This is a genomic window from Pseudomonas sp. 58(2021) (genome assembly GCF_017491585.1).
GTDB lineage: Bacteria > Pseudomonadota > Gammaproteobacteria > Pseudomonadales > Pseudomonadaceae > Aquipseudomonas > Aquipseudomonas fluorescens_BT.
Genome location: NZ_JAFGYZ010000002.1, coordinates 224,101 through 250,122, shown reverse-complemented (window position 1 = coordinate 250,122; position 26,022 = coordinate 224,101). Strand labels below are relative to the sequence as shown.

The following is a 26,022-nucleotide window of genomic DNA, read 5'->3' as shown; positions in this document are numbered from 1 at the left end:
TTTATAGGGTGCAAGGTCGCGTGATCCGGGCGTTGAATCGGGGGCAGGCCACAGACACGAACCGAAAGGGCTGGCGCGACAGTCACACCGTTAAACGGGTGGCTGAACAGGGTGTACGTTTTGCAGGGCGCGGACTTTATCACAGCGTAGGCCTTGTCCTTCAGGCCTGTGACGATCTGCCACCGAAACGTTCGGCCACATAGACAGGTTTGTGCAAGTCACCCGGGAAACACTCTGTTAAGATTGCGCATCCTTATTTTCAAGTTCTGCCGGCGGGCCTTCGGGTCAACGCTGGTGTCGTCGTTTTGCTGGAGTTCCTCATGCTGTTGCCCATCCTTCTGTTGTCCGCCGCCGGGTTTACGGTGCTGACCACAGAGTTCGTCATCGTCGGCCTGTTGCCGGCAATTGCCCGCGACCTGGCCGTCACCATCCCGCAAGCCGGGCTGCTGGTGACGCTATTCGCTTTCACCGTGGCCATGTTCGGCCCGTTCTTGACGGCATATTTCGCCCGTTTCGAACGGCGCAAACTGTTTATCACCATCCTGATCATGTTCGGCCTGGCCAACACCGTGGCAGCACTGGCGCCGAACATCTGGGTCATGGCCATTGCCCGGTTGATTCCGGCGTTGGGGCTGCCGGTATTCTGGGCCCTGGCCAGTGAAACGGCGGTAGACATCGTCGGCCCGGACTTTGCCGGCCGCGCCATCGCCAAGATCGGCTTCGGGATCGTCTGCGCCACGGTGTTCGGCATCCCCGTCGGCACGCTGATTTCCGATGCATTCGGCTGGCGCAGTGCGTTCGCCATTCTGGCGGTGATCGCGTTCGCCAAGGCCTTGTTGCTGTTTGTCTACTTGCCGAAAACCAGCCTGCACCAGCATCAGGTCAGTTTCGCTTCGCAGTTCAAGATCCTGCGCAGCCCGCTGATGCTCGGCCATGTGCTGCTGTCGATCCTGGTGTTCAGCGGCATGTTCACCGCCTACACCTATCTGGCGGACATTCTTGAGCGTCTGGCCGGCTTCAATGGCACCGTGGTCGGCTGGTGCCTGATGGGCTTTGGCGCGGTCGGTCTGATCGGCAACTCGCTGGGCGGTCGCGCGGTGGATCGCCATCCGCTGATGGCCTCGGTGATGTTCTGCGCGTTCATGATTCCCGGGATGGTGGCATTGGTGCCGAACATCAATTCGTCGCTGGGTCTGGCGGCGGCGATGGGCATCTGGGGCGTGACTCAGGCAGCGCTGTTTCTGGTCAGTCATGTGCGCTTGATGAAAGCCGCACCGGAAGCGCCGGCCTTCGCCGCGTCGCTGAACATCGCCGGGGCCAACCTGGGGATTGGTCTGGGCGCGATCATTGGCGGTCGGGTGATCGACAGCGCCGGTCTGGGCTTCGTGGGTTTCGCCGCCGCCGGGTTCATTCTGCTGTCGATTTTCCTCGCCATGGTGCTGATGGTGCTCAAGCCGCGCGACGTCTGTGCGCCGGCTTAAAAGGCTGTAAACAGCTCGCGTCGGGCACCTTCGGTAATCGCTTTGATGCCGGGGTGCTTGACCTTGCGCTCCACCGAGATCGCGTAGAACGACTCGCTCACCGCATCGGTCTGGCCGATCAACTCGACGCCATACTGGCGTTTCACCTCATCGGCAATCACGCTCGGGCCAATGAAAATCCCGCTGCCGGATTGGCCGAACGCCTGCATCAAGGCGCTGTCATCGAACTCCCCGACAATCCTCGGCTGAATCTGCTGCTCCGCGAACCAGCGCTGTAAACGGCTGCGCACCACGGTTTCTGCGCCGGGGATCAACAGCGGTGCACCGTGCAGGCTGCGCGGGAAATCCTGACCGTATTGCGCCGCCAGTTCGGCGGTGGCGAAGAAGCTGATCCCGCATTCGCCGAGCTTCTGGCTGTAACCCTTGATGTCCAGATGCGAGGGCATCGGGCTGTCGGAGATCACCAGGTCCAGGCGCTGGATCGCCAGATCCGCCAGTAATCGCTCGAGTTTGTCTTCGCGGCAGGTGATTCGCAGCGGTTCGCTCAACTCCATGGTCGGCGCGATCAGTCGATAGACGATGGATTTGGGCACCACGTCCGCCACTCCCACGCGGAACAGGATCTGTTGCTCATTGGGCTGGGCGCGCAGCATCAGTTCCAGCTCGCCGCCGAGCTGAAACATCTGCTCGGCGTAGGGCAGGGCCTGGCGTCCGGCTTCTGTGAGTTCGAGTTGCCGGCCGACCCGTTGAAACAACTCGATGCCATAGGTCTGTTCGAGCAGTGAAATCTGACCGCTGATGGTCTGTGGCGTCAGGTTCAGTTGCTCGCACGCGCGTACGATGCTGCCGGTCTTGGCCACCACCCAGAAGTAATGCAGTTGTCGGTAATTGAGCATGGGGTTGGGTCCGCCAGATACAGTTCGTATAAATCGAAGTATAGCCGCTAAAAATACGAATTTTCCTGAAGTGTTTGTCTCCCTAGAATGCCCAGCCATCGACGGGCGGTCTGTGACCCTGTCTGTTCATACGAAGGAAACCTCATGAAATACACGATCCCGGCACTGATGTTTACGTCTTTACTGCTTATGGCGGGTTGCGACCAGGCGGAAAAAAGCGCCCAGCAACTGATGGGCAAGGCCGCCGAGAGCGCCAAGCAGGCGATCGACGATACGCACAAAGCCGCCGAGCAGGCGCTCAGTGAGGCCACTGGCGGTCTGATCGAGAAAAAAGAAGCGCCGGAAAAAGATGCGGACAAATCCGAATCTTCCTCCAAGACCATCTAAATCGTCTTACAAGAGTCAGGACTGACCCATGGAATACCTGTTAGAACTCGCTTCCAGCCCGACGGCCTGGATTGCTTTGGCCACACTGGTGGTGATGGAGATCGTGCTCGGCATCGATAACCTGATCTTCATCTCGATCCTGACCAACAAGCTGCCCGAGCAGTACCGTCAGAAAGCCCGCCGTCTGGGTATCGGCATGGCGCTGATCATGCGTCTGGCCCTGTTGAGCACCATCGCGTTCATCGTGCAGTTGACCGAGCCTGTCATCGAGATCCTTGGTCAGGCGTTCTCCTGGAAGGACATGATCCTGATCGCCGGTGGCCTGTTCCTGGTGTGGAAAGCGACGACCGAGATCCATCACAGCATGGACCCGGTGCCTGACGATCCGAAGTCGGCGACCTCGACAGTGACCCTGGGTTTTGCCGCCGCCATCGGGCAGATCCTGATGCTGGACATGGTGTTCTCGATCGACAGCATCATTACCGCTGTCGGCATGACCGAACACTTGCCGATCATGGTGATCGCGGTGGTGGTTTCGGTACTGGTGATGCTGTTTGCGGCTGACCCGCTGGCGAAGTTCATCAACGATAACCCGTCGGTGGTGATGCTGGCCCTGGGCTTCCTGATCATGATCGGCATGACGCTGATCGCCGAAGGCTTCGGTGCCCACGTGCCGAAAGGTTATGTGTATGCCGCCATGGCGTTCTCGGCCGCGATTGAGGTGTTGAACATGATGTCCCGTCGGGCGAAGCAGAAGAAGCTGGCTGCCCAGGCGTAACCGCTGAAAAATCGAAGGCCGCGTGACTGGCAAGAGTCGCGCGGCCTTTTTTGTTTGAATCGATTGAAAGAAGTCAGTGCGCAGTGGCGTGACGGGCGTTGTGTTTTTCGATCTTCCTGGTCGGTGCAGGCTGCGCAGGGTGGTGATGGCGGCGGGAAATACGCAGCACACCCCACAGCATGGCGGCGGCTACGGCCAGCCAGCCGGCAATCAACATCACAATGGTCATGGTCAGGCTCATCGGTGCCTCCTCTTTGCCCTGCGTCGGGCGCTCACTCTTTTGCTGTCTATCGAGTGACAGTCTAGTCGCTGGCGTGTTTCAGCCTATTGACCAAAGGTCGGTGGTGACCAATCACTTCGCTCTATGCAATCGATGCATCTGCCTCTTTGGGCTATACCGCAGCGTTGCGCCGTCCTATGATCCTCGACCACGCCGGAACACGATGACCGGTAACTGATCAAGAGAGTGACGATGGTGCAGCTATTTTCCCGGATTCGCGCGGCCCTGCTGGTGGCCGGTTGCGTGACAGCGTTGGTGGGGTGTGCAGGCAGTGTGGCGCCGGAAGTCCAGCGTCTGCCGGAACGGGTCGAGCTCAGCGGCACCTTCTATAGGGGCGAAGCCAATCAGAGCGGGCCACAGGTGCTGGCCAGTCTGCTGTCGCAGCAAGGCATCGTGATCACCCCCGGGCTGTTGGAAAAACCTCTGCACCTGCCGGGTGCCGAGGACAAGCTTCAGCAGAACATGCAGAACCTTGCCCGCGAATACGGCATGGTCGTATACCCGGTAGATGCCCGCTTGCCGGCGCTGCTGACCCAGGTGGCGGCGGGGTATCCGGTGATGGTGCGTTTCAGTGAAGGATCGGCGTTCTGGGCAGAGCCGCGTTACGCGATCCTTTCCGGCTATGACCGCAAGAAGCAGAAGGTTCTGCTGCGCGCGGGGATGAACCGTCGTGAACTGATGAGTTTCAGTGCTTTTGAATCAGCGCTCGAGAAGTCGGGGGGCTGGGCGGTATTGATTCAGAAACCGACCCAGATCCCGGCGTCCGTCGATCGGCAGCGCTGGTTGAAAGCCGCCGACGAACTGGCGCAGGCCGGCCAGGAGCGTGAAGCCGCGCAAGCGCGCAAGGCATTGGGAGCGCAGTGAGAGTCCGTTCGTCCCCTGCCGGGCACCCGGGAACGGGGCTGCGCTCTTAAAGGTAACGCCCGATTATTCGGGTGATTACCCGAATGAGAGGTGCGTATGAGTACGGATTCGAGCTTTGACGACCATAAACCGGACAGTGTGCCGACCACGCCGGAGCCTGACGTGGATCCGGTGCTCGATCCGGACAGTCCCCTGCGTGATCCGCTGGCGCGTCCTGCGGTAGTGACCCCGAAGCATCGCCCCGACCCCTGTGCTGGTGACGGCATTCCCGATGATGATCAGATGCCGCTGCCCAACGACTGAACCGGCAGACGTAAAAAAGCCCCGAATGTTCGGGGCTTTTTCTTGTGTCGCGGGTTACTTGGAGGCTTCGACCACGCCGCTCTGGCGACCCTTGAGGTTCTTCTCGGCCTTGTACTGCTGGGCCACCGCCGGAACGTTGGTGCTCCGGCCGGTTTCCATCCAGCTGCGGATGCGGCTGGCATCGGCGAAGTGGGTGTATTTGCCGAATGCATCGAGAATCACCAACGCAACCGGGCGATTGCTCATTCGCGTCACGAGTACCAGGCAGTGGCCGGCGGGATTGGTGAAGCCGGTCTTGGTGATCTTGATGTCCCAGTCGGCCTTGTTCACCAGGTGGTCGGTGTTGCGGAAACCCAGGGTGTAATTGGGTTTGCGGAACGAGACGGTCTTTTCCTTGGTGGTGGTGAGTTCGGTCAGGATCGGATGCTTTTGCGCAGCCATCAGCAATTTGCTCAGGTCGCGGGCGGTGGAAACGTTGCGCTCCGACAGACCGGTCGGTTCCACAAAGTGGGTGCTGGTCATGCCCAGCGCCTTGGCCTTGGCGTTCATCGCTGCGATGAAGGCTGCATAACCGCCGGGATAGTGATGGGCGAGGCTCGCGGCGGCGCGGTTTTCCGAGGACATCAGGGCGATCAGCAGCATCTCGCGGCGCGGCAGTTCGCTGCGCAGTTTGACCCGGGAAAACACGCCTTTCATTTCCGGGGTGTGGCTGATGTCGACGTCAATCCATTCGTCCATGTTCTGGTGGGCTTCAACCACGACCAGGCCGGTCATCAACTTGCTGACGGAAGCGATCGGCACGATCACGTCCGGATTGCTGGAGTAGATGACTTTGTTGGTCTGCAGATCCATCAGCAGAGCGCTGCCGGAGGCAATCTTCAACTGTGAAGCGTCTCGGGGAGCAGCGGTGGTTTCGGCGGCGTTGACCGTTGGCGTGAGGAGCGTGCCTGAAAATGCAAAAACCAGGCTCAGGATGGACAGACGAATATTCACGCGGGCGAACTCATGAAGGTTGGATATGCCGTTTTTTGTAACGGACTGTGTCGTAAAACGACGCATTCTAGGAGTATGGCTGAAGATCTGTCGATGGTTGTTTGAAGGGCATGAAAAAGTCGTGAAAAGCCCTGTAAAAATAGGGGTTTCCGGCGAACGGTAAAGGTTTATTCGAGGATATGAAAAACCCCGCACTGGGCGGGGTTCTCGGAGTGCGGAAAACGCGACTCAGGCGTGCAGGGTTTCTGCTGCGTAGAGGGTGTTTTCCAGCAGGCAGGCACGGGTCATCGGGCCGACGCCGCCCGGGACCGGAGTTATCCAGCCAGCGCGAGGCAGGGCGGTTTCGTACACGACGTCACCGACCAGTTTGCCGTCGTCCTGACGGTTGATGCCGACGTCGATCACGATCGCGCCTTCCTTGATCCACTCGCCCTTGACCAGGCCCGGCTTGCCGGCGGCCACCACCACCAGATCGGCGCGGCCGACGTGGCCGGCCAGGTCCTTGGTGAAGCGGTGGGTCACGGTCACGGTGCAGCCGGCCAACAGCAGTTCCATGGCCATCGGGCGACCGACGATGTTGGAAGCGCCGACGACCACTGCGTCCATACCGTAAAGATCGACACCGGTGCTTTCCAGCAGGGTCATGATGCCTTTCGGGGTGCAGGGGCGCAGCAGCGGAATGCGCTGGGCCAGGCGACCGACGTTATAAGGATGGAAACCGTCGACGTCCTTGTCGGGGCGGATGCGCTCCAACAGCTTGGACGCGTCCAGGTGCTCAGGCAGAGGAAGTTGAAGCAGAACGCCGTCGATTGCCGGGTCGTCGTTCAGTCGATCGATCAGATCGGTCAATGCTTCCTGAGTGGTTTCGGAAGGCAGGTCATAGGCTTGGGAGAGGAAGCCGACCTCTTCACAGTCTTTACGCTTGTGCGAGACATAAACCTGAGAGGCAGGATCGCTGCCGACCAGGATCACCGCGAGGCCAGGAGTGCGCAAGCCTTGCTCGCGACGTTCGGCTACCCGTTGAGCGATCTGCTGGCGCAGGCTGGCGGCGATTGATTTGCCGTCGATTAGTTGTGCAGTCATTGCGCGTGATTAACCATCGAGAGGGGAAAAAAAGAGAACGCATTCTCGCATGTCAGACGGTGAGGGCAAAGGCGCTTGGTCAGCAAATTCCCCTAAGCCCTTTAATTAAATGAATTTTTTTCAAAAAGGATTTGACGACCTTCAGGGCTCTCTATACTATTCGTCGCACTTGTCGGGCACAGCCTAGCACTGGTTAAGAAGGTCGAGCGAAATCAACGTTTTGCGAGACTGGAAAGCACTTAGTTTGTAGTCCTCCAAGGGTACAGCTAACAAGGCGCCCGTAGCTCAGCTGGATAGAGCATCCGCCTTCTAAGCGGATGGTCGCAGGTTCGAGTCCTGCCGGGTGCGCCATTAGGCAGCATTGGCACAAGTAACGCGATATGGTGGGCGTAGCTCAGTTGGTAGAGCACGGGATTGTGACTCCCGTTGTCGTGGGTTCGATCCCCATCGTCCACCCCATATTTCGAAAGGCGCCAGATGTAACAGTCTGGCGCCTTTGCTTTAAAAAGCTTCATCCGCGGATGTGGTGGAATTGGTAGACACACTGGATTTAGGTTCCAGCGCCGCGAGGCGTAAGAGTTCGAGTCTCTTCATCCGCACCAATCAAAGCTTCATTCATGCCGTTGGCCGGGTGAAGTTCTACAAAGAAGTTGTTTGGCTTCTTTGGCACGCAATATGGTGGGCGTAGCTCAGTTGGTAGAGCACGGGATTGTGACTCCCGTTGTCGTGGGTTCGATCCCCATCGTCCACCCCATATTTCGAAAAGGCGCCAGACTTAACAGTCTGGCGCCTTTTTTTGTTTTACGGTTTCGGGTTTTCGGCGACTGCCGGTTTCGGGTCGCAGGGCAGGGCGCTTCGTCGTATCAATGTTGCTCGATGATGCCGCGCTGCCCGCCAGCCTTGTATGCAGGGCTGGCTGTCAGGGAGATGATTCAATCGCCTCTATATATAGAAGAGGTTGGTGCAGGGCCCTGGCTTGATTGGCTGTATTTGCTAACAGGGCGAGGCGCAACCGTTTGTCCCCGTCTTCAATTTGCCTGCTGTTTTTTTACCCGTTTTCAGTAGGGTGACTTCTTGAGTTTGACCTACTAGAATGCTTGCCCTTGATTCTTGGGTCGGAAACGGCCGGCTAACGTCTGTGCAACGAGGAATATCCATGCAAGTTTCTGTTGAAAATACTACTGCTCTTGAGCGCCGCATGAGCATCACCGTGCCGGCTGAGCGCATCGATACTCAGGTCAACAAGCGTCTGCAGCAGACTGCCCAGAAGGCCAAGATTGCTGGCTTCCGTCCAGGCAAAGTGCCAATGAGCGAAATCAAGCGCCGTTTCGGTGCTGATGCGCGTCAGGAAGCGATCGGCGACGTGATCCAGTCCTCCTTCTACGAAGCTGTGGTTGAGCAGAAGCTGAACCCGGCCGGTTCGCCATCGATCGAGCCTAAGTCGCTCGAAGCTGGCAAGGACCTGGAATACGTAGCCGTATTCGAAGTGTTCCCTGAGTTCACCGTTGCCGGCTTCGAAGGCATCACCGTTGAGCGTCTGAGCGCTGACGTGGCTGACGCCGATCTGGACAAGATGCTGGACATCCTGCGCAAGCAGAACACCCGTTTTGAAGTGGCCGATCGCGCTGCCCAGAACGAAGACCAACTGAACATCGATTTCGTTGGCAAGGTTGACGGCGAAGTATTCGCTGGCGGTTCCGCCAAGGGTACTCAGCTGGTGCTGGGTTCCGGTCGCATGATCCCTGGCTTCGAAGAAGGCCTGGTTGGCGCCAAGGCCGGCGAAGAGCGCGTTCTGAACCTGACCTTCCCAGAGGACTATCAGAACCTGGACCTGGCTGGCAAAGCCGCCGAGTTCACCGTGACCGTCAACACCGTTTCCGAGCCAAAACTGCCTGAGCTGAACGAAGAGTTCTTCGCTCAATTCGGCATCAAGGAAAGCGGCATCGACGGCTTCCGCACCGAAGTTCGCAAGAACATGGAGCGTGAACTGCGTCAGGCGATCAAATCCAAGGTCAAGAATCAGGTAATGGACGGTCTGCTGGCCACCAACCCGATCGAAGTGCCTAAGGCTCTGCTGTCCAACGAAGTCGACCGTCTGCGCGTGCAGGCTGTTCAGCAGTTTGGTGGCAACATCAAGCCTGACCAGCTGCCGGCCGAGCTGTTCGAAGAACAAGCCAAGCGTCGCGTTGTCCTGGGTCTGATCGTGGCTGAAGTGGTCAAGCAATTCGACCTGAAGCCAGACGAAGCCCGCGTTCGCGAAATGATCCAGGAAATGGCTTCGGCTTACCAAGAGCCTGAGCAGGTTGTGTCCTGGTACTACAAGAACGAGCAGCAACTGAACGAAGTCCGTTCGGTTGTGCTGGAAGAACAAGTTGTGGATACTGTTCTGCAGAAAGCTAGCGTGACCGACAAATCGGTCTCTTACGAAGAAGCGGTCAAGCCGGTAGAAGCTCCAAAAGCCGACTGATTGTTTCTGCGTTAGAAGCACACACCATAAGCCAGCCTTCGAGCTGGCTTATGCGTATTCAAGACATGACTATTTGGGAGTGACTGCAGAGCATGTTCCGTAATTCCTATATTCAGCAGAACTCTGATATCCAGGCCGCAGGCGGCCTGGTCCCGATGGTTGTCGAGCAGTCTGCTCGTGGCGAGCGCGCCTACGACATTTACTCGCGCCTGCTCAAGGAGCGAGTGATCTTTCTGGTGGGTCCGGTAGAGGACTACATGGCCAACCTGATCTGTGCGCAATTGCTGTTCCTTGAAGCGGAAAACCCGGACAAGGACATCCATCTTTATATCAACTCCCCGGGCGGCTCGGTGACAGCGGGTATGTCGATCTACGACACCATGCAGTTCATCAAGCCAAACGTATCGACTACCTGTATCGGTCAGGCGTGCAGCATGGGCGCGTTCCTGCTGACCGCAGGGGCTCCAGGCAAGCGTTACTGCCTGCCGAACTCGCGTGTGATGATTCACCAGCCACTGGGCGGTTTCCAGGGCCAGGCGTCGGACATCGAAATCCATGCCAAGGAAATCCTCTTCATTCGCGAGCGTCTGAACACGCTGATGGCCAAGCATAGCGGTCGCACGCTTGAAGAAATCGAGCGCGACACCAACCGCGACAACTTCATGAGTGCTGAAGCTGCGAAGGAATATGGCTTGATCGATGAAGTGATCAACCAGCGTCCAGCTTAAAATAAGCAGCTCAAAACAGGCCTGATCGGCTGGTCCGATCAGTGGCGGGCTTGAAAAAGCCCGCAATAGCCTTCATCTTGTGTTGCAAGCCTATCGGATTTGGATCGAACGAATGACTGACACCCGCAACGGCGAGGACAACGGCAAGCTGCTCTATTGCTCCTTCTGTGGCAAAAGCCAGCATGAAGTGCGCAAATTGATTGCCGGCCCCTCGGTCTTTATCTGCGACGAGTGCGTCGACCTGTGCAATGACATCATCCGTGAGGAGGTGCAGGAAGCACAGGCCGAAAGCAGCGCGCATAAATTGCCTTCGCCTAAAGAAATCAGCGGCATCCTTGACCAGTACGTCATTGGTCAGGAACGTGCCAAGAAGGTTCTCGCGGTAGCGGTGTACAACCACTACAAGCGCTTGAACCAGCGTGACAAAAAGGCTGACGACGTCGAACTCGGCAAGAGCAACATCCTGCTGATCGGCCCGACAGGCTCCGGTAAAACCCTGCTGGCCGAAACACTGGCCCGCCTCCTGAACGTTCCGTTCACCATCGCCGACGCAACCACCCTCACCGAGGCGGGTTATGTAGGTGAAGACGTCGAGAACATCATTCAGAAGCTGTTGCAGAAGTGCGATTACGACGTAGAGAAAGCCCAGATGGGCATTGTCTACATCGATGAAATCGACAAGATTTCGCGCAAGTCCGACAACCCGTCGATCACCCGGGACGTTTCCGGTGAAGGCGTGCAGCAGGCCTTGCTGAAGTTGATCGAAGGCACGGTCGCTTCCGTTCCGCCGCAAGGTGGCCGCAAGCATCCGCAGCAGGAATTCCTGCAGGTCGACACCCGTAACATCCTGTTCATCTGCGGTGGTGCGTTCTCCGGTCTGGAGAAAGTTATTCAAAACCGTTCCACCAAAGGTGGCATCGGTTTCAACGCAGAAGTGCGCAGCAAGGAAGAAGGCAAGAAAGTCGGTGAGTCCCTGCGTGAAGTCGAGCCTGACGATCTGGTCAAGTTCGGTCTGATCCCGGAATTCGTCGGTCGTCTGCCGGTCCTTGCGACGCTGGACGAGCTGGATGAGGCTGCATTGATGCAGATTCTCACCGAGCCGAAAAATGCCCTGACCAAACAGTACGCCAAGCTGTTCGAGATGGAAGGCGTGGATCTGGAATTCCGTTCAGACGCGCTGAAATCGGTCGCAAAACGTGCCCTGGAACGTAAAACCGGTGCCCGTGGCCTGCGTTCGATTCTCGAAGGCGTTCTGCTCGACACGATGTATGAAATCCCCTCGCAGTCCGAGGTGAGCAAAGTCGTGATCGATGAAAGCGTAATTGAAGGCAAGTCCAAGCCATTGTATATCTACGAAAACAGTGAGCCGACGGCCAAGGCAGCGCCGGACGCGTAAGTGTCCACCCTGCCGGAACAAAGAAGGGGCCTTCGGGCCTCTTTTTTTTTATGTCGTTTTTTACATCCGCTTTGCGCTTGTTTTTTTTCAAGGCAGCCCCCATCTTGGTTTCAAGCTTAATTCCATCTGATTACGGCCGTATGGCCGCCGTAGAGGCGAAATCATGAAGACCACCATCGAATTGCCTCTCCTGCCATTGCGTGATGTCGTTGTGTATCCGCACATGGTTATCCCGCTGTTCGTGGGGCGCGAGAAGTCCATCGAAGCCCTCGAGGCCGCGATGACGGGTGACAAGCAGATCCTGCTGCTGGCCCAGAGAAACCCGGCTGACGATGATCCCGGAGAAGATGCCCTCTATCGCGTAGGCACCATTGCCACGGTTCTGCAGCTTCTCAAGCTGCCCGATGGCACCGTCAAGGTTCTGGTCGAAGGCGAGCAGCGTGGCGCGGTCGAGCGCTTCAGCGAAGTCGACGGCCACTGTCGTGCCGAAGTGGCGTTGATCGACGAAGTCGATGCCGCCGAGCGCGAGTCCGAAGTGTTCGTGCGCACACTGCTGTCGCAGTTCGAGCAATATGTCCAGTTGGGCAAGAAGGTCCCGGCTGAAGTCCTGTCGTCACTCAACAGCATCGATGAGCCAGGCCGTCTGGTAGACACCATGGCTGCGCACATGGCGCTGAAAATCGAGCAGAAGCAGGAAATCCTCGAAATCATCGATCTGGCTGCCCGGGTCGAGCACGTTCTGGCACTGCTGGATGCCGAAATCGACCTGCTGCAGGTCGAAAAACGCATCCGCGGCCGCGTCAAGAAACAAATGGAGCGCAGTCAGCGCGAGTACTACCTGAATGAGCAGATGAAGGCCATTCAGAAAGAGCTCGGTGACAGCGACGAAGGCCACAACGAAATCGAAGACCTGAAAAAGCGTATCGACGCTGCCGGTCTGCCGAAAGATGCCCTGGCCAAGGCCACCGCCGAGCTGAACAAGCTCAAGCAGATGTCACCGATGTCGGCCGAAGCCACCGTCGTGCGTTCTTACATCGACTGGCTGGTGCAGGTGCCGTGGAAGGCCCAGAGCAAGGTGCGTCTGGACCTGGCCCGTGCCGAAGACATTCTCGATGCCGATCACTACGGTCTGGAAGAGGTCAAGGAACGCATCCTTGAGTACCTCGCCGTGCAGAAACGTGTGAAAAAGATTCGTGGTCCGGTGTTGTGCCTGGTTGGCCCTCCGGGTGTGGGTAAAACCTCGCTGGCGGAGTCGATTGCCCACGCCACCAACCGTAAATTCGTGCGCATGGCCCTCGGTGGGGTGCGTGACGAAGCGGAAATCCGTGGTCACCGTCGGACTTACATCGGTTCGATGCCAGGAAGATTGATTCAAAAGATGACAAAGGTGGGCGTCCGCAACCCGCTGTTCCTGCTCGATGAAATCGACAAGATGGGCAGCGACATGCGTGGCGATCCGGCGTCGGCGTTGCTGGAAGTGCTCGATCCGGAGCAGAACCACAACTTCAACGATCACTATCTGGAAGTCGATTACGACCTGTCGGATGTGATGTTCCTGTGTACCTCGAACTCGATGAACATTCCGCCGGCGCTGCTCGACCGAATGGAAGTGATCCGTCTGCCGGGTTATACCGAAGACGAAAAGATCAACATCGCCGTCAAGTACCTGTCGCCAAAGCAGATTGCCGCCAACGGCCTGAAGAAGGGCGAGCTGGAATTCGACGAAGAAGCGATCCGTGACATCATCCGTTACTACACCCGCGAAGCCGGTGTGCGTGGCCTCGAGCGGCAGATTGCCAAGGTCTGCCGCAAGGCGGTCAAAGAGCATGCGCTGGAAAAACGCTTCTCGGTGAAAGTGACAGCTGATCTGCTGGAGCACTTCCTCGGCGTGCGCAAGTTCCGCTACGGTCTGGCCGAGCAGCAGGATCAGATCGGTCAGGTGACCGGCCTGGCCTGGACTCAGGTTGGTGGTGAATTGCTCACCATCGAAGCGGCCGTCGTGCCGGGCAAAGGGCAACTGATCAAGACCGGTTCGCTGGGTGACGTAATGGTCGAATCGATCACTGCCGCCCTGACCGTGGTGCGCAGCCGTGCCAAGAGCCTGGGCATTCCCCTGGACTTCCATGAGAAGCGCGACACGCACATCCACATGCCGGAAGGTGCTACGCCGAAAGATGGCCCTAGCGCCGGTGTAGGCATGTGTACCGCATTGGTGTCGGCGTTGACGGGTATTCCTGTGCGCGCCGACGTCGCCATGACCGGCGAGATCACCCTGCGTGGTCAAGTCCTCGCCATTGGCGGCCTGAAGGAAAAGCTCCTGGCTGCACACCGTGGCGGAATCAAGGTCGTGATTATTCCGGAAGAGAACGTGCGTGATCTGAAGGAGATTCCTGACAATATCAAGCAGGATCTGCAGATTAAACCGGTTAAATGGATTGACGAGGTCCTGCAAATTGCGCTGCAATACGCGCCGGAGCCCTTGCCGGATGTGGCTCCGGAGATAGTTGCCAAGGACGAAAAACGTGAGTCTGACTCTAAGGAAAGAATTAGCACGCATTAGTACGCATTTGCCTGGGGGGCTTCCTTGACAGCTTTTTAGAGCCCTTGTTATAAAGCGGCTCTTAAGTGTCTGTAGGCCATTCAGCACTCGTTTTTGCTTTCACCAAAAAACTTAGAATCATACTCAAATAGATATAAGGGGACTTAGAGTGAACAAGTCGGAACTGATTGATGCTATCGCTGCATCCGCTGATATCCCGAAAGCTGCTGCTGGCCGTGCGCTGGACGCTGTAATCGAATCCGTCACTGGCGCTCTGAAGGCTGGCGACTCCGTAGTTCTGGTAGGTTTCGGTACGTTCTCGGTAACCGATCGTCCAGCTCGTATCGGTCGTAACCCACAGACCGGCAAGACTCTGGAAATCGCGGCTGCCAAGAAGCCAGGTTTCAAAGCCGGTAAAGCCCTGAAAGAAGCTGTCAACTAAGTTTGATTCAGGTTTTTACCCATCCGGGTCGGGGTCAAGCCTGACTTGGCAGCGGAGCGGTAGAGCAGGCAGTTTGGAATAATTGTCTGCTACGCCGGGATCGAGGGTTCGAGCCCTGTCCGCTCCGCCAGTTACGAGAAGGCGCATCCTCGGATGCGCCTTTCTTCTATCCGGATTCTACCCACGCTCCACGGTTGCCTAATTTTGAAGTTCAACCGTTTCTGGGGGACGCATGCTGCAGAATATCAGGGACAATTCACAAGGCTGGATTGCCAAGACCATTATCGGGGTCATCGTTGCACTGATGGCCCTGACCGGTTTCGATGCCATTTTCAAGGCCACGACTCACACCAACGAGGCGGCCAAGGTCAATGGTGAAGAAATCAGCCAGAACGAGCTGAGCCAGGCCGTTGACATGCAACGCCGTCAGCTGATGCAACAGCTGGGCAAGGACTTCGATGCTTCCTTGCTCGACGAAAAAATGCTGCGCGAATCGGCCCTCAAGGGTCTGATCGATCGCAAGCTGCTGCTGCAAGGCGCAGAAAAATCGAAGTTCGCTTTCTCCGAAGCGGCGCTGGATCAAGTGATCCTGCAAACGCCTGAGTTTCAGGTCGATGGCAAGTTCAGTTCCGACCGCTTTGACCAGGTGATCCGTCAACTGGGCTACAGCCGGATGCAATTTCGCCAGATGCTGGCTCAGGAAATGCTGATTGGTCAGCTGCGCGCCGGTGTGGCAGGCAGCGGCTTCGTCACCGACGCCCAGGTCCTGGCTTTCGCCCGCCTGGAAAAGCAGACCCGCGATTTCGCTTCGCTGAACATCAAGGCTGACCCGGCCGCCGTCAAGCTGACCGACGATGAGGTCAAGGCTTACTACGACGAGCACGCGAAGGAATTCATGACCCCGGATCAAGTGGTCATCGATTACCTCGAGCTGAAGAAGTCCTCGTTCTTCGATCAAGTTGCCGTCAAGGACGAAGACCTGCAGGCGGCATATCAGAAAGAAATTGCCAACCTGTCGGAACAGCGTCGTGCGGCGCACATTCTGATCGAAGTGAACGACAAGACCACCGAGGCCCAGGCCAAGGCGAAGATCGAGGAAGTTCAGGCACGTCTGGCCAAGGGCGAGAAATTCGAAGCGCTGGCCAAGGAGTTCTCGCAGGATCCGGGCTCGGCCAACAATGGCGGCGACCTGGGTTATGCCGGCCCTGGCGTGTACGATCCGGCCTTCGAGAAAGCCCTGTATTCGCTCTCCAAGGATCAAGTATCCGAGCCGGTTCGCACCGACTTCGGTTTCCACCTGATCAAGCTGCTGGGTATCGAAGCACCTGAGGTGCCGACCCTGGCCAGCCTGAAAGACAAGCTGACTCGCGAACTGAAAGCCCAGCAGGTCGAGCAGCGTTTCGTCGAGGCGACCAAGCAGCTGGAAGACTCCTCGTTCGAGGCGTCTGACCTGGCTCAGCCGGCGCAGGATCTGAAACTGACCGTACACACCTCCAAGCCGTTCGGCCGTGAAGGTGGCGAAGGTGTAGCAGCCAACCGCGCCGTGGTCACGGCGGCGTTCAGCAACGAAGTGCTGGATGATGGTGCCAACAGCACCGCCATCGAACTGGATCCGGAAACCGTGATCGTGCTGCGCGCCAAGGAACACCTCAAGCCTGCACAACTGCCGCTGGAAGCTGTGGCGACTGCCATTCGCACCCAGTTGGCCAAAGAGCACGCCAGTGCGGCTGCCAAGACCAAGGCTGATGAGCTGATCACCAGCCTGCGTGAGGGCAAGACCCCGCTGGACAAGGCAATTGACGGTCAGAACTGGAAAGTCACCCAGGCCGCCACTCGCGCTCAGGAAGGTGTGGATCCTGCGGTGCTGCAAGCGCTGTTCCGCATGCCGAAGCCGGCCTCCAAGGACAAGCCGACTTTCAGCAGCGTGACACTGCCTGATGGCAGCCTGACCATCGTGCGTCTGAACGCTGTGAACGAAGCCGCTGCGCCGACCGATGAAGAGAAAGCGCAATACCGTCGCTTCCTCGCTTCTCGCGAAGGCCAGCAGGACTTCGCTGCGTACCGCAAGCAACTGGAAAGCGAAGCTGACATCAAGCGTTTCTGATGTCTGACTGAGCGACAAAAAATGAGCCCCGGATGAACATTCGGGGCTTTTTTTTGCCTATCAATCACTGGGTGACAGGATTTTCATCGACCATTGACCAGATTGCCTTTTTCCCTGCACCCATGACCGGTAGAGTTGTAACTGTTTTAAGACACTAATCGGTAAGCCGCGGGGCAGCGATATGTTGCACAATACGCCCCGGACCGTTTTTCCCTCAGGATGTTTAATGTTGAATTCTATTTCCGTGCGTTTTTTCGGGTTGGCGTTGTTGCTGACCGCCGCTGCCGGCTGCTCCAAGGACAAACCTATCTACGAGCATGAGAACTTCGACGACTCCGGCACCTTCTCGCGCAACTATCCAGTCACCGATGCCGCCAGCTGCGAAGCGGCGCGCCGTGCGTTGCTCAGCCAGGGCTACATCATCACCAGCAGCGACCCGAAACTGGTCAGCGGACACAAGAGCTTCCAGCAGACCGGTGAAACCCACATGGAGATCAGCTTCAACGTGGTGTGCACCGATGACGGCAGCGCCGCGCACCACGCGACGGTGTTCGCCAACGCCCTGCAGGACCGTTACGCGCTGAAGAAGACCAACAACTCGGCCAGCCTCGGGGTTGGCGTGCTGGGCTCGGTGTCGATGCCGATCGGCTCCTCTGACGACTCGATGGTGAAGGTGGCCAGCGAAACCGTGTCTTCGCAGAAGTTCTACGAGCGCTTCTTCACCCTGGTCGAGCTGTTCCTGCCGGCCGAAGCCAAGAAAGCCGCACACATCACCGAAAAGCCTAAAACCGACCTCGGCATGCCTGAAGCCAAGGCAACACCGGCAGCGCTGACTCCTACGCCGGCTGCTGAACCGACACCTGTCGCCGCACCTGCCACACCTGCCGCGACTCCAGCCCCTGCCGCTGCAGAGCCGACTCCAGTCAGCTCGGAGCCGGTCGTTCCGCCAGCTGAAGCGGCACCGATCACTCCGGCACCGGGTTCGGAGCTGGTTCCAACACCTGGGCCGGCAACCGAAGTCATTACGCCACCGGCCAACCCGACCGACCTGCCGCCACCTTCCGAGCCGATCCCGGCCATGCCCGCCTCCGGGCAGTGATCTTCACGCCATGGATTCGACAACTGTCGGATCCATGGCGTTTTCATCGAAAAATCCCGCGATAAATTCCTGACTGCCTGCTACGTTTGTTGCATGAAGGCCGTGTTTCATTTTTCCTTCATGCGGGCACTTTATGCTCGGGGCACTGGTCGATTGTTCCAGGCCATTTTCAAGTTTGCGGTCAGGGGGATTACACGATGGATGACTATCAAGAAGAACTGCTTGAATTCCAGGCCTACGAACTGGATTCACCGGAGCCTGCGGAAGACGCCACCGAGCTCTGACGCTTCAACCGGTCTTGCGGTGACTGCGGCGAAATTCGCCCGGTGTCTGGCCGTTCCAGCGCTTGAAGGCGCGCTGGAAAGCTTCGGCCGAGGCAAAACCCAGCAGGTAGGCGATTTCACCGAACGCCAGTTCAGTGTCGCGGATGTAGGTCATCGCCAGATCACGGCGAGTATCGTTGAGGATGGCGCGGAACTGTGTGCCTTCCTCGGCCAGTTTTCGCCGTAACGTCCAGGTCGGCAGCTTCAGGCGCGCCGCCACTTCTTCCAGGTCCGGTTCGCGACCCCCATTGAGCAACGGCCCGAGCAATTGCGTGATGCGTTCACGCAGGCTGCGGGTGCGGGTCAGTTGTTCCAGTTCCCGTTCACACAGTTGCAGCAGATGTTTCCAGGTGCTGGGGCAGTGCTGTGGGTTGCGTTGGGCCAGGCTGGCGAGGCTCAGGCGCAGTTGGTTGTGTTCGGCGCCGAACTGGATCGGGCACTCGCCGAGCACGGCGTAGGCGTCGCGGTAGTCAGGTGTGTCGAATTCGATCTCTATCCGTTCGGCGCGCAGCGGTTCGGGGCTGAGGCTGGACAACTGATGCAGCCAGCCGGCGATGATCGAGTCCACGACAAAGCGGTTGTAGGCGTTGTACGGGCTGATTGAGTAGAAGCGCAGCCAGGCTCCGCTGGCATCCTCGTGGAAACTCGACTGGCCGCGATAATTAGAGCCATACAACGGCTCGAAGCGCGTCAGGCAGCGGGCGGCTTCGCGCACGGTCGGGGCCTGCGCTGCCGTGACGCCGGCCAACCCCGCCTGGCTCAGACGACTGAGCTGGCCCATGCGCAGGCCGAGGGCCGGATCGCCAGTCAACTGGATCGCACCATGACCCAGGCGCATATAGCGCGGGATCGACAGGCGTGCGCCGGCCTCGGCCAGCCGCGCGGTGTCGAGCCCATATTGTTCAAGCAGCGGCTGCGGGTCGGCGTCATGGCTGCGCACGGCATCGGCCAGGCTATGGACGAAGCCCACTGACAGATCCCCGAGACGCATCGGCAGCGGTTTCATGGTTTACAGCCAGAGGTTCAGCAGACGCGCACCACGGGCTTCGCCGTCGGCGAACTGCTGGCCATTGCTGCTGAGGAAGCTCTGCCCGGAACTCGGTTTGTCCCAGAACTGCCCGCGCAAAAACACGCTCATGCCGGCAATCGCCCGGCTGCCCGGCGGTTGTGCCGTCAGGGTCAGGCGATGCCAGGCCTGGCCTTCGCTGACCTCTCCCGGTTTGAGGCTGACCGAGTCCGGCACGTTCAAGCCTCTATAGCCCTGCCAGGGTTGATCCCACACACCATGGCCGATGACGAACGCAGGCACCGCGATCAGTTGCGCGCCTTGCGCGTCGAGCTTGCGATAGTTGTCCGGATACCAGCTGTCGTTGCCGATCAGCACGCCGAGGCGTCCAGCGGGGGTGTCGACCACATTGATCTGTGAAGCCTCGCCAGTGCCGGTCGCTTCATCCTGATCGAAGATCGGGCGCATCTGTCGCTGAGGCTGGCCGAGCGGGGCACCGTCACGACCGAACACCACACTGGTGTTGTACAGCGCGCCGCTGCCGGTCTTGAGTCGCCCGTCGATAATGTTCGGCTCGGGCAGCACGATCGAGCCGGCCACCAGGGTGATATGAAATTCTTTGGCCAGACCGCCGAACAGCAGCTGATAGTCCTTGGCCATGTCTCGGGATTTCATCCGCAGGTGGGCGTCATCCAGACGGTTGCTGCCCTTGGCGGTGAGCCAGGCGCGGGCAAACTGCAACGGGTTGCTGGCGGCCAGCCAGTTCATCGCTTCCTCGAGGGTGGGGGCCTGGTACAACTCGTCTTTTTCGCCGCTGATCATCAGCCAGGTGCCGACATGTTCGGGCAACACCACGATGGTTTTGTCATTGAGCAAACCCTGATCCTGCGCTTGCTGCAGATAGGCCGCGAGTTTGCGGTGCAGGCGTTCGGAACTTTGATAATCGGTGGGGAACAGTTCCGGCTGAATACCCAGCAGGTTGCCACGATCGGCGCGGGTGCCCTGATCGACCGCCAGTTTGATCCGCAGGTCCGACAGGTAGTGACCGGCCGGGCGGTCAGCCGCCCACATGGCGTAGAAGGTGAGCGCGGCGACGAGCGCCATGGAAAGGGTCAGGTACAAAAGTTTGCGCATGAAATCCAACAACAGCCGGGTACAGGGTGTGCGGACAGGGTAGGGCGCCAGCCCCGGCTTGCCAAGGGGCGCTGCGCATTTGGATCAATAACTTGTCAGTTCCGGTCATTGAGTGACAGCGATGCGACTCCTAATCTGTCGAACATGACTGACGGGGGACACAGAGCTCCCGCATTTTCCGTGATCGCTCGCTGTGGAGTTACCGATGACCGCCACTTACCCGCACCTGCTGGCCCCGCTGGACCTGGGATTCACCACGTTGCGCAACCGCACCCTGATGGGCTCGATGCACACCGGCCTTGAAGAGAAACCGGGTGGCTTCGAACGGATGGCGGCGTACTTCGCCGAACGCGCCCGTGGCGGCGTCGGCCTGATGGTGACGGGCGGTATCGGCCCGAACGACGAGGGTGGCGTGTACTCAGGCGCGGCCAAGCTGACCACCGAGGAAGAAGCGCTCAAGCACCGCATCGTCACCCGCGCCGTGCATGAAGCGGGCGGCAAGATCTGCATGCAGATCCTCCACGCCGGCCGTTATGCCTACAGCCCGAAACAGGTCGCACCGAGCGCGATCCAGGCGCCGATCAACCCGTTCAAGCCCAAAGAGCTGGACGAGGAAGGCATTGAGAAGCAGATCCGCGATTTCGTCACCTGCTCGGTACTGGCCCAGACTGCCGAGTATGACGGCGTCGAAATCATGGGTTCCGAAGGTTATTTCATTAACCAGTTCCTCGCCGCCCACACCAACCACCGTACCGACCGTTGGGGCGGCAGTTACGAAAATCGCATGCGCCTGCCGGTGGAAATCGTTCGCCGCGTACGTGAAGCGGTTGGCCCGAACTTCATCATCATCTTCCGCCTGTCGATGCTCGATCTGGTGGAAGGCGGCAGCACCTGGGAAGAAATCGTCACCCTGGCCAAAGCCATCGAGCAGGCTGGTGCGACCCTCATCAACACCGGTATCGGCTGGCACGAGGCGCGGATCCCGACCATCGCCACCAAAGTGCCGCGTGCGGCGTTCAGCAAGGTCACGGCCAAGCTGCGCGGATCGGTGAACATTCCGCTGATCACCACCAACCGCATCAACACCCCGGAAGTCGCCGAGCAAATTCTCGCTGAAGGCGATGCCGACATGGTTTCGATGGCGCGGCCGTTTCTCGCCGACCCGGACTTCGTCAACAAGGCCGCTGAAGGCCGCGCCGACGAAATCAATACCTGCATCGGTTGCAACCAGGCCTGCCTCGATCACACCTTTGGCGGCAAGCTCACCAGCTGCCTGGTCAATCCGCGTGCCTGCCACGAGACCGAGCTCAACTACCTGCCGGTCCAGCAGATCAAGAAGATTGCCGTGGTCGGTGCCGGCCCTGCCGGTCTGTCCGCCGCAACCGTGGCCGCCGAGCGTGGGCATCAGGTGACGCTGTTCGATTCGGCCAGCGAGATCGGTGGTCAGTTCAACGTCGCCAAGCGTGTGCCGGGCAAGGAAGAGTTCTACGAAACCCTGCGTTACTTCAAACGCAAACTGCAGACCACCAACGTCGAGGTGTGCCTGAACACTCGCGTTGATGTGGCAAAACTGGTGGAAGGCGGTTACGACGAAGTCATTTTGGCCACCGGCATTGCGCCGCGTCTGCCGGCAATTCCGGGTGTCGAGAACGCCAAAGTGCTGAGCTATCTGGATGTGCTGCTCGAGCGCAAACCGGTGGGCAAGCGTGTGGCGGTGATCGGCGCCGGCGGTATCGGTTTTGACGTGTCGGAATTCCTCGTGCATGAAGGTGTGGCCACCAGTCAGGATCGCGCTGCGTTCTGGAAAGAGTGGGGCATCGACACGAATCTGGAAGCCCGTGGTGGCGTGGCCGGGATCAAGGCTGCCCCGCACGCACCGGCCCGTGACGTGTTCCTGCTGCAACGCAAGAAGTCCAAGGTCGGCGACGGTCTGGGCAAGACCACCGGCTGGATTCACCGCACCGGTCTGAAGAACAAGCAGGTGCAGATGCTCAACAGCGTCGAATATCTGAAGATCGACGACGAAGGCCTGCACATCCGCATCGGCGAAACCGGCGAGCCGCAAGTGTTGCCGGTGGACAACATCGTCATCTGCGCCGGCCAGGATCCGCTGCGTGAGCTGCATGACGGTCTGGTCGAAGCCGGGCAGAGCGTGCACCTGATCGGCGGCGCCGATGTGGCGGCCGAGCTGGACGCCAAACGCGCGATCAATCAGGGTTCGCGTCTGGCCGCCGAGCTCTGATCCACCCTAGAATGCCGGCTCTTTTTACAGAGCCGGCATTCATGTTTCCGCCTCCCATCGACTGGCTACCTCAAGCCCCCCTCGAAGCGCTTCATCTGGACTGGCTCACCGCCGCCGGGGTTGAAGTCGCCATCCTGCGTCTGGACCGGATCGACCCGCTGATCAGCGGCAACAAGTGGTTCAAACTCGTTGAACACCTGAAAGCCGCCGACCGTGCGGGCGCCGAAGGCATCATCAGCCTCGGCGGCGCGCACTCCAATCATCTGCATGCACTGGCCGCGGCGGGTAAACGCTTGGGATTCACGACGGTCGGCCTGTTGCGCGGGCATCCGCAGGACACGCCGACGATCAGGGATCTACAGGATTTCGGCATGCAGTTGCATTGGCTCGGTTATGGCGGTTATCGGGCTCGGCACGCGCCAGGGTTCTGGCAGCCGTGGCGGGCGCAATACCCGACGCTGCATCCGGTGCCTGAAGGCGGCGGCGGTTTGCCGGGGGCGCAGGGTTGCGCATCGTTGAAGGATCAGGTCAGTCAACAACTCGGCAAGCTCGGCTGGGACAACCATGACGGTTGGTGGCTGGCCTGTGGCACCGGCACGACGCTCGCGGGACTGGTGCTGGCAGAGTCGGGTGAACACTCGGTGTATGGCGCAATGGCCGTGCCCGACGATCACGGTGTCGCGGCCAACGTTGAAGCGATCGTCGGAGATCTCGGAGGCTACGAACTGATCGACGCCAGCCGTGGCGGCTTCGCCAAAATCGATGCGCCGTTGCTTGAATTCATCGCGCAGACCGAACAGGCCAGCGGCGTTCCCCTCGAACCGCTGTACACCGGCAAGGCCTTGCTCGCGCTCAAACAACACATCGAGGCGGGCCGTTTCAAGAGTGGAACGCGCCTGATCTTCATCCACACCGGCGGCTTGCAGGGCCGGCGTGGATTCGAGGGCTAGGTTTCGTTGCGCTTGGGCATCATCCGCAGCAACGTGTTATCGCCCACCACGTAATGGTGATACAGCCCCGCCAATGCATGCAGGCCGATCAGCCAGTAGCCGGCGTTGCCGATCAACACATGCCAGTGTTCGACCTGTTTGGCGAGGGCTTTATCTTCGTGCACCAGCAACGGCAGGTCGAAGCCGTAGAACATCACCTGATGGCCCTCGGCGCTGGTAATCAGCCAGCCAAGAATCGGCATGCTGATCATGAACAGGTACAGCGCCCAGTGCATCAGACGGGCCAGTACGGTCTGCCATTGCGGTGAAGCGGGGAAAATCTTCGGCGCCGGGCCGATGCTGCGGGCCAGCAGGCGAAACCACACCAGGACGAACACGGTCAGGCCGAGCATGTAATGCACTTCGCGGATCAGCGAGCGGCCGCCGCTGCCCTTGGGGAAGATGCCACGCAACTCCATGCTGGCGTACACCAGCACCAACAACACCAGCATCAACCAGTGCAACAGGACTGACACGGTGCTGTAGCGTGATTCGGAACTTGTCCACGGCATACGGTGTTTCCTCACGGATCAGGGTCGAAACGTGCCGTTCTTGAGCGACGGCATGCTTTAACTGTAATCGCGTTTAAGTATTTTTGCCCGGCGTCGAACAGTTTTTTTCCAGTCGTCCAGTAGTTGAATTACATCAAGCGTATCGGATGTATTTTTTGCTGAGTATTGGTCAGGTGTAAGGTTTTATTGTTTATGTTTTGTATTGGTGTGGATTTGAGTGGTTTTAGCGAAGTGGTTAATGTCGTTGAGCAGCAGTCAGTATCGTTTGTGTCAGGTATTGAGTTGCGATAAAAATTTCAGGTTATTTAAAAAGGATTTGAATATGGCAGTCAGTATTATTCTGGATAAAAAGCAACAGCAACAAATGACCCGCAAGGCCATGGCAAAACGTCCGGTCTCGCGGCCATCGGTAAAGCCACCTGTCAAACCTCCTGTTACTCCGGTCAAGCCACCCGTGAAACCCCCGGTGACTCCAGTCAAGCCACCCGTGAAACCCCCGGTGACTCCGGTCAAGCCACCCGTGAAACCACCCGTGAAACCAGTCACTCCACCCGCCAAACCTTCATCGCCAAACAAGCCTGCTCCAGCCAAACCACCGGTAAAGCCTGCGCCACCGACCGGCAAACCGCCGGTAACGCCGGTCAAGCCACCTGTCAGTGTAAGGCCGCCCATGCCGTGGCCGACCTTGAACATCAATGTCGATCCTGTGGCATTGATCAATTTGCTCAGTGCAATGGGCGTGGCGAAAAATCCCGATGGTTCGATTTCGCTGAGCGATGGCAGCCTCGTCAATCCCGGGCAAACGGCAGTCACACGTCCCGACGGGATCATCCAGCACGTTGATGGCAGGGTGGAGCATCCTGACGGGCGCATCGTCTGGCCGGACGATACTGTTGAATACCCGGACGGGCGTATTGTCTGGGCCGATGGAACCGAGCAACTTGCCGATGGTTCTATCAAGTATCCGGACGGTCTTGCTTACGATGCGCAAGGTAACTTGCAGGCGCTGTAATCAATAATAATTCGAAAGGGATTTTTGATATTTGTGCTTGTTGTCGGCAGGCATAAATAAATGTCGCCAACTTTTTAAAAAAGTTGGCGGCGTTCTTTTCTATCAAATGAAATTATCCGTTCTGCGGCATCTCGCCATTGGCCAGACGCTTGTTGATGTCAGCGATCACTTCCGGCAGATCGCTGATGGTGTCGATCATGTAGTGCGGACGCGAGCCTTCGAACAGGGCGTGAATGCGCTTGCGTTCGCTGGCCAGGGCGTCGCTGCCCAGTGCGCGATAGCCTTCGTAATCCAGGCCCAGCGCATTGCCGGAGCAGATCAGTGCCACGGTCCACATCCCGGCGCGTCGGCCTTCGAGAATACCCGGCACGGTGTCGTCGATCTTCACGCAGGCGGCGACATCGTCGATGCCCAGCGCAATCACGTTGGCCAGGGCCTGGGCCGGCCATGGACGGCCGTTCGGCACTTCGTCGGTGGCCACGACGTGGTCGGCGATGTAGCCGTTGGTGGCGGCCAGTGCCACGACCTTGTCCATCACTTGCTTCGGATAGCCGGAGCAGGAACCGATCTTGATGCCTTGCTGGCGCAGGTTGGCGATGGTCTCCAGTGCGCCGGGAATCAGCGCCGAATGCTCGGCGATTTTCTCGATCTGCAGCGGCATGAAGCGGTTGTAGATCGCGGTCACGTCATCGTCGGTCGGGGTGCGGCCGAACGCCTTGCGATAGCGCTCGGCAACCTGCGGCTGATCGCACAAGGTGCGGATGTGATCCCACTTGCCCATGCCCATCGGGCCACGGGCCTCCTCGATGGACACCTGGACGTCGAACTCGGCGAAGGCTTCAACGAAGATCTGGGTCGGCGCGAAAGAACCGAAGTCGACCACGGTGCCGGCCCAGTCGAGGATGGCGGCTTGCAGCTGGGTTGGGTTGTTGTAGTTCATGGAGAAATCCTGCAGGAATGAGTT

The 26,022-nt window shown here is 58.7% G+C and carries 24 protein-coding genes and 4 tRNA genes; 19 read left to right on the top strand and 9 right to left on the bottom strand.

Annotated features, from left to right (window positions below; genetic code table 11):
- Positions 1-320: 320 nt before the first annotated feature.
- Positions 321-1,481 carry an MFS transporter gene (locus J5M72_RS03235; RefSeq protein ID WP_007951570.1) on the top strand — a complete coding sequence of 387 codons (1,161 nt, stop codon included), beginning with the start codon at positions 321-323 and terminating at the stop codon, positions 1,479-1,481.
- On the opposite strand, the gene nhaR is transcribed toward J5M72_RS03235, so the two are convergent.
- Entirely contained in the window at positions 1,478-2,377 is a 900-nt protein-coding gene (gene nhaR / locus J5M72_RS03230) for a transcriptional activator NhaR (RefSeq protein ID WP_007951569.1), read from the bottom strand. The two genes, J5M72_RS03235 and nhaR, sit on opposite strands and share 4 nt — an antisense overlap.
- Positions 2,378-2,521: 144 nt before the next feature.
- On the opposite strand from nhaR, the gene J5M72_RS03225 reads away from it, so the two are divergent.
- Positions 2,522-2,764, top strand: a complete 243-nt coding sequence (locus J5M72_RS03225) for a hypothetical protein (RefSeq protein WP_169431023.1) — start codon at positions 2,522-2,524, stop codon at positions 2,762-2,764.
- Positions 2,765-2,792: 28 nt separating this feature from the next.
- The gene (locus tag J5M72_RS03220; RefSeq protein WP_085712478.1) at positions 2,793-3,542 is read left to right on the top strand and encodes a TerC family protein; all 750 of its coding nucleotides are present in this window, start codon (positions 2,793-2,795) and stop codon (positions 3,540-3,542) included.
- Positions 3,543-3,615: 73 nt separating this feature from the next.
- Here J5M72_RS03220 and J5M72_RS03215 read toward each other — a convergent pair whose 3' ends face one another.
- Positions 3,616-3,783, bottom strand: a complete 168-nt coding sequence (locus J5M72_RS03215; RefSeq protein WP_207863997.1) for a hypothetical protein — start codon at positions 3,781-3,783, stop codon at positions 3,616-3,618.
- A gap of 231 nt (positions 3,784-4,014) precedes the next feature.
- Here J5M72_RS03215 and J5M72_RS03210 point away from each other — a divergent pair, with 231 nt between their 5' ends.
- Both J5M72_RS03210 and J5M72_RS03205 read left to right on the top strand, forming a co-directional pair.
- Positions 4,015-4,686, top strand: coding sequence for a peptidase C39 family protein (locus J5M72_RS03210; protein WP_169431020.1), 672 nt, complete (start codon positions 4,015-4,017; stop codon positions 4,684-4,686).
- A gap of 96 nt (positions 4,687-4,782) precedes the next feature.
- Positions 4,783-4,989, top strand: a complete 207-nt coding sequence (locus J5M72_RS03205; RefSeq protein WP_207863996.1) for a hypothetical protein — start codon at positions 4,783-4,785, stop codon at positions 4,987-4,989.
- Between the two features lie 54 nt (positions 4,990-5,043).
- On the opposite strand, the gene pbpG is transcribed toward J5M72_RS03205, so the two are convergent.
- Complete coding sequence (gene pbpG, locus J5M72_RS03200) at positions 5,044-5,982, bottom strand: D-alanyl-D-alanine endopeptidase (protein WP_119428003.1); 939 nt, start codon at positions 5,980-5,982, stop codon at positions 5,044-5,046.
- A gap of 228 nt (positions 5,983-6,210) precedes the next feature.
- Positions 6,211-7,065, bottom strand: a complete 855-nt coding sequence (gene folD / locus J5M72_RS03195) for a bifunctional methylenetetrahydrofolate dehydrogenase/methenyltetrahydrofolate cyclohydrolase FolD (protein ID WP_085712473.1) — start codon at positions 7,063-7,065, stop codon at positions 6,211-6,213.
- A gap of 274 nt (positions 7,066-7,339) precedes the next feature.
- On the opposite strand from folD, the gene J5M72_RS03190 reads away from it, so the two are divergent.
- From J5M72_RS03190 to J5M72_RS03140, 11 genes are all read left to right on the top strand, one after another.
- A tRNA-Arg gene (locus J5M72_RS03190) sits at positions 7,340-7,416 on the top strand.
- 32 nt (positions 7,417-7,448) lie between these two features.
- Positions 7,449-7,524 (top strand) — tRNA-His (locus tag J5M72_RS03185).
- A gap of 58 nt (positions 7,525-7,582) precedes the next feature.
- Positions 7,583-7,667: transfer RNA gene (locus J5M72_RS03180), tRNA-Leu, on the top strand.
- 76 nt (positions 7,668-7,743) lie between these two features.
- Positions 7,744-7,819, top strand: a tRNA-His gene (locus J5M72_RS03175).
- A 402-nt stretch (positions 7,820-8,221) separates the two neighbouring features.
- Positions 8,222-9,532, top strand: a complete 1,311-nt coding sequence (gene tig, locus J5M72_RS03170) for a trigger factor (protein WP_207863995.1) — start codon at positions 8,222-8,224, stop codon at positions 9,530-9,532.
- Positions 9,533-9,624: 92 nt separating this feature from the next.
- Entirely contained in the window at positions 9,625-10,260 is a 636-nt protein-coding gene (gene clpP / locus J5M72_RS03165) for an ATP-dependent Clp endopeptidase proteolytic subunit ClpP (RefSeq protein ID WP_053161532.1), read from the top strand.
- A 112-nt stretch (positions 10,261-10,372) separates the two neighbouring features.
- A complete protein-coding gene (clpX, locus tag J5M72_RS03160) occupies positions 10,373-11,656 on the top strand; it encodes an ATP-dependent Clp protease ATP-binding subunit ClpX (RefSeq protein ID WP_016775335.1) in 1,284 nt (427 codons plus the stop codon).
- A gap of 163 nt (positions 11,657-11,819) precedes the next feature.
- Positions 11,820-14,216 carry an endopeptidase La gene (lon, locus tag J5M72_RS03155; RefSeq protein WP_169431017.1) on the top strand — a complete coding sequence of 799 codons (2,397 nt, stop codon included), beginning with the start codon at positions 11,820-11,822 and terminating at the stop codon, positions 14,214-14,216.
- 148 nt (positions 14,217-14,364) lie between these two features.
- On the top strand, positions 14,365-14,637 hold the full coding sequence (locus J5M72_RS03150; protein WP_002552737.1) for an HU family DNA-binding protein: 273 nt from the start codon (positions 14,365-14,367) through the stop codon (positions 14,635-14,637).
- Positions 14,638-14,869: 232 nt separating this feature from the next.
- A complete protein-coding gene (locus J5M72_RS03145; RefSeq protein WP_207863994.1) occupies positions 14,870-16,741 on the top strand; it encodes a SurA N-terminal domain-containing protein in 1,872 nt (623 codons plus the stop codon).
- 226 nt (positions 16,742-16,967) lie between these two features.
- Positions 16,968-17,840, top strand: coding sequence for a DUF2242 domain-containing protein (locus J5M72_RS03140; protein WP_207863993.1), 873 nt, complete (start codon positions 16,968-16,970; stop codon positions 17,838-17,840).
- 288 nt (positions 17,841-18,128) lie between these two features.
- Here the strand turns inward: J5M72_RS03140 and J5M72_RS03135 are convergent, their stop codons facing one another.
- Together J5M72_RS03135 and J5M72_RS03130 are read right to left on the bottom strand one after the other, a co-directional pair.
- Positions 18,129-19,169, bottom strand: coding sequence for an AraC family transcriptional regulator (locus tag J5M72_RS03135; RefSeq protein WP_169431014.1), 1,041 nt, complete (start codon positions 19,167-19,169; stop codon positions 18,129-18,131).
- Between the two features lie 3 nt (positions 19,170-19,172).
- Positions 19,173-20,303 carry a carbon-nitrogen hydrolase family protein gene (locus J5M72_RS03130; RefSeq protein ID WP_207863992.1) on the bottom strand — a complete coding sequence of 377 codons (1,131 nt, stop codon included), beginning with the start codon at positions 20,301-20,303 and terminating at the stop codon, positions 19,173-19,175.
- Between the two features lie 205 nt (positions 20,304-20,508).
- Here J5M72_RS03130 and J5M72_RS03125 point away from each other — a divergent pair, with 205 nt between their 5' ends.
- Together J5M72_RS03125 and J5M72_RS03120 are read left to right on the top strand one after the other, a co-directional pair.
- Positions 20,509-22,545, top strand: a complete 2,037-nt coding sequence (locus J5M72_RS03125; protein ID WP_207863991.1) for an NADPH-dependent 2,4-dienoyl-CoA reductase — start codon at positions 20,509-20,511, stop codon at positions 22,543-22,545.
- A gap of 41 nt (positions 22,546-22,586) precedes the next feature.
- On the top strand, positions 22,587-23,495 hold the full coding sequence (locus J5M72_RS03120) for a pyridoxal-phosphate dependent enzyme (protein WP_207863990.1): 909 nt from the start codon (positions 22,587-22,589) through the stop codon (positions 23,493-23,495).
- On the opposite strand, the gene J5M72_RS03115 is transcribed toward J5M72_RS03120, so the two are convergent.
- Together J5M72_RS03115 and J5M72_RS29145 are read right to left on the bottom strand one after the other, a co-directional pair.
- Positions 23,492-24,046 (bottom strand): cytochrome b, encoded by a 555-nt coding sequence (locus tag J5M72_RS03115; RefSeq protein WP_169431010.1) that lies wholly within the window; start codon positions 24,044-24,046, stop codon positions 23,492-23,494. The genes J5M72_RS03120 and J5M72_RS03115 overlap by 4 nt on opposite strands.
- Positions 24,047-24,316: 270 nt before the next feature.
- A complete protein-coding gene (locus J5M72_RS29145) occupies positions 24,317-24,739 on the bottom strand; it encodes a hypothetical protein (RefSeq protein ID WP_169431009.1) in 423 nt (140 codons plus the stop codon).
- Here J5M72_RS29145 and J5M72_RS03105 point away from each other — a divergent pair.
- Positions 24,732-25,058 carry a hypothetical protein gene (locus tag J5M72_RS03105; protein WP_207863989.1) on the top strand — a complete coding sequence of 109 codons (327 nt, stop codon included), beginning with the start codon at positions 24,732-24,734 and terminating at the stop codon, positions 25,056-25,058. The genes J5M72_RS29145 and J5M72_RS03105 overlap by 8 nt on opposite strands.
- Positions 25,059-25,170: 112 nt before the next feature.
- Here J5M72_RS03105 and phnX read toward each other — a convergent pair whose 3' ends face one another.
- Positions 25,171-25,998, bottom strand: coding sequence for a phosphonoacetaldehyde hydrolase (gene phnX, locus J5M72_RS03100; RefSeq protein ID WP_207863988.1), 828 nt, complete (start codon positions 25,996-25,998; stop codon positions 25,171-25,173).
- Between the last annotated feature and the right edge of the window lie 24 nt (positions 25,999-26,022).

What these genes read in the sequence shown, in the direction of transcription:
- J5M72_RS03235 (WP_007951570.1), top strand. Translation starts at nt 321, where the DNA reads ATGCTGTTGCCCATCCTTCTGTTGTCCGCCGCCGGGTTTACGGTGCTG.
- J5M72_RS29145 (WP_169431009.1), bottom strand. Translation starts at nt 24,739, where the DNA reads ATGTTCAAGGTCGGCCACGGCATGGGCGGCCTTACACTGACAGGTGGC.
- nhaR (WP_007951569.1), bottom strand. Translation starts at nt 2,377, where the DNA reads ATGCTCAATTACCGACAACTGCATTACTTCTGGGTGGTGGCCAAGACC.
- J5M72_RS03140 (WP_207863993.1), top strand. Translation starts at nt 16,968, where the DNA reads ATGTTGAATTCTATTTCCGTGCGTTTTTTCGGGTTGGCGTTGTTGCTG.
- clpP (WP_053161532.1), top strand. Translation starts at nt 9,625, where the DNA reads ATGTTCCGTAATTCCTATATTCAGCAGAACTCTGATATCCAGGCCGCA.
- tig (WP_207863995.1), top strand. Translation starts at nt 8,222, where the DNA reads ATGCAAGTTTCTGTTGAAAATACTACTGCTCTTGAGCGCCGCATGAGC.
- J5M72_RS03115 (WP_169431010.1), bottom strand. Translation starts at nt 24,046, where the DNA reads ATGCCGTGGACAAGTTCCGAATCACGCTACAGCACCGTGTCAGTCCTG.
- J5M72_RS03220 (WP_085712478.1), top strand. Translation starts at nt 2,793, where the DNA reads ATGGAATACCTGTTAGAACTCGCTTCCAGCCCGACGGCCTGGATTGCT.
- J5M72_RS03125 (WP_207863991.1), top strand. Translation starts at nt 20,509, where the DNA reads ATGACCGCCACTTACCCGCACCTGCTGGCCCCGCTGGACCTGGGATTC.
- J5M72_RS03215 (WP_207863997.1), bottom strand. Translation starts at nt 3,783, where the DNA reads ATGAGCCTGACCATGACCATTGTGATGTTGATTGCCGGCTGGCTGGCC.
- phnX (WP_207863988.1), bottom strand. Translation starts at nt 25,998, where the DNA reads ATGAACTACAACAACCCAACCCAGCTGCAAGCCGCCATCCTCGACTGG.
- J5M72_RS03210 (WP_169431020.1), top strand. Translation starts at nt 4,015, where the DNA reads ATGGTGCAGCTATTTTCCCGGATTCGCGCGGCCCTGCTGGTGGCCGGT.
- lon (WP_169431017.1), top strand. Translation starts at nt 11,820, where the DNA reads ATGAAGACCACCATCGAATTGCCTCTCCTGCCATTGCGTGATGTCGTT.
- J5M72_RS03205 (WP_207863996.1), top strand. Translation starts at nt 4,783, where the DNA reads ATGAGTACGGATTCGAGCTTTGACGACCATAAACCGGACAGTGTGCCG.
- folD (WP_085712473.1), bottom strand. Translation starts at nt 7,065, where the DNA reads ATGACTGCACAACTAATCGACGGCAAATCAATCGCCGCCAGCCTGCGC.
- clpX (WP_016775335.1), top strand. Translation starts at nt 10,373, where the DNA reads ATGACTGACACCCGCAACGGCGAGGACAACGGCAAGCTGCTCTATTGC.
- J5M72_RS03145 (WP_207863994.1), top strand. Translation starts at nt 14,870, where the DNA reads ATGCTGCAGAATATCAGGGACAATTCACAAGGCTGGATTGCCAAGACC.
- J5M72_RS03120 (WP_207863990.1), top strand. Translation starts at nt 22,587, where the DNA reads ATGTTTCCGCCTCCCATCGACTGGCTACCTCAAGCCCCCCTCGAAGCG.
- J5M72_RS03135 (WP_169431014.1), bottom strand. Translation starts at nt 19,169, where the DNA reads ATGAAACCGCTGCCGATGCGTCTCGGGGATCTGTCAGTGGGCTTCGTC.
- J5M72_RS03225 (WP_169431023.1), top strand. Translation starts at nt 2,522, where the DNA reads ATGAAATACACGATCCCGGCACTGATGTTTACGTCTTTACTGCTTATG.
- J5M72_RS03130 (WP_207863992.1), bottom strand. Translation starts at nt 20,303, where the DNA reads ATGCGCAAACTTTTGTACCTGACCCTTTCCATGGCGCTCGTCGCCGCG.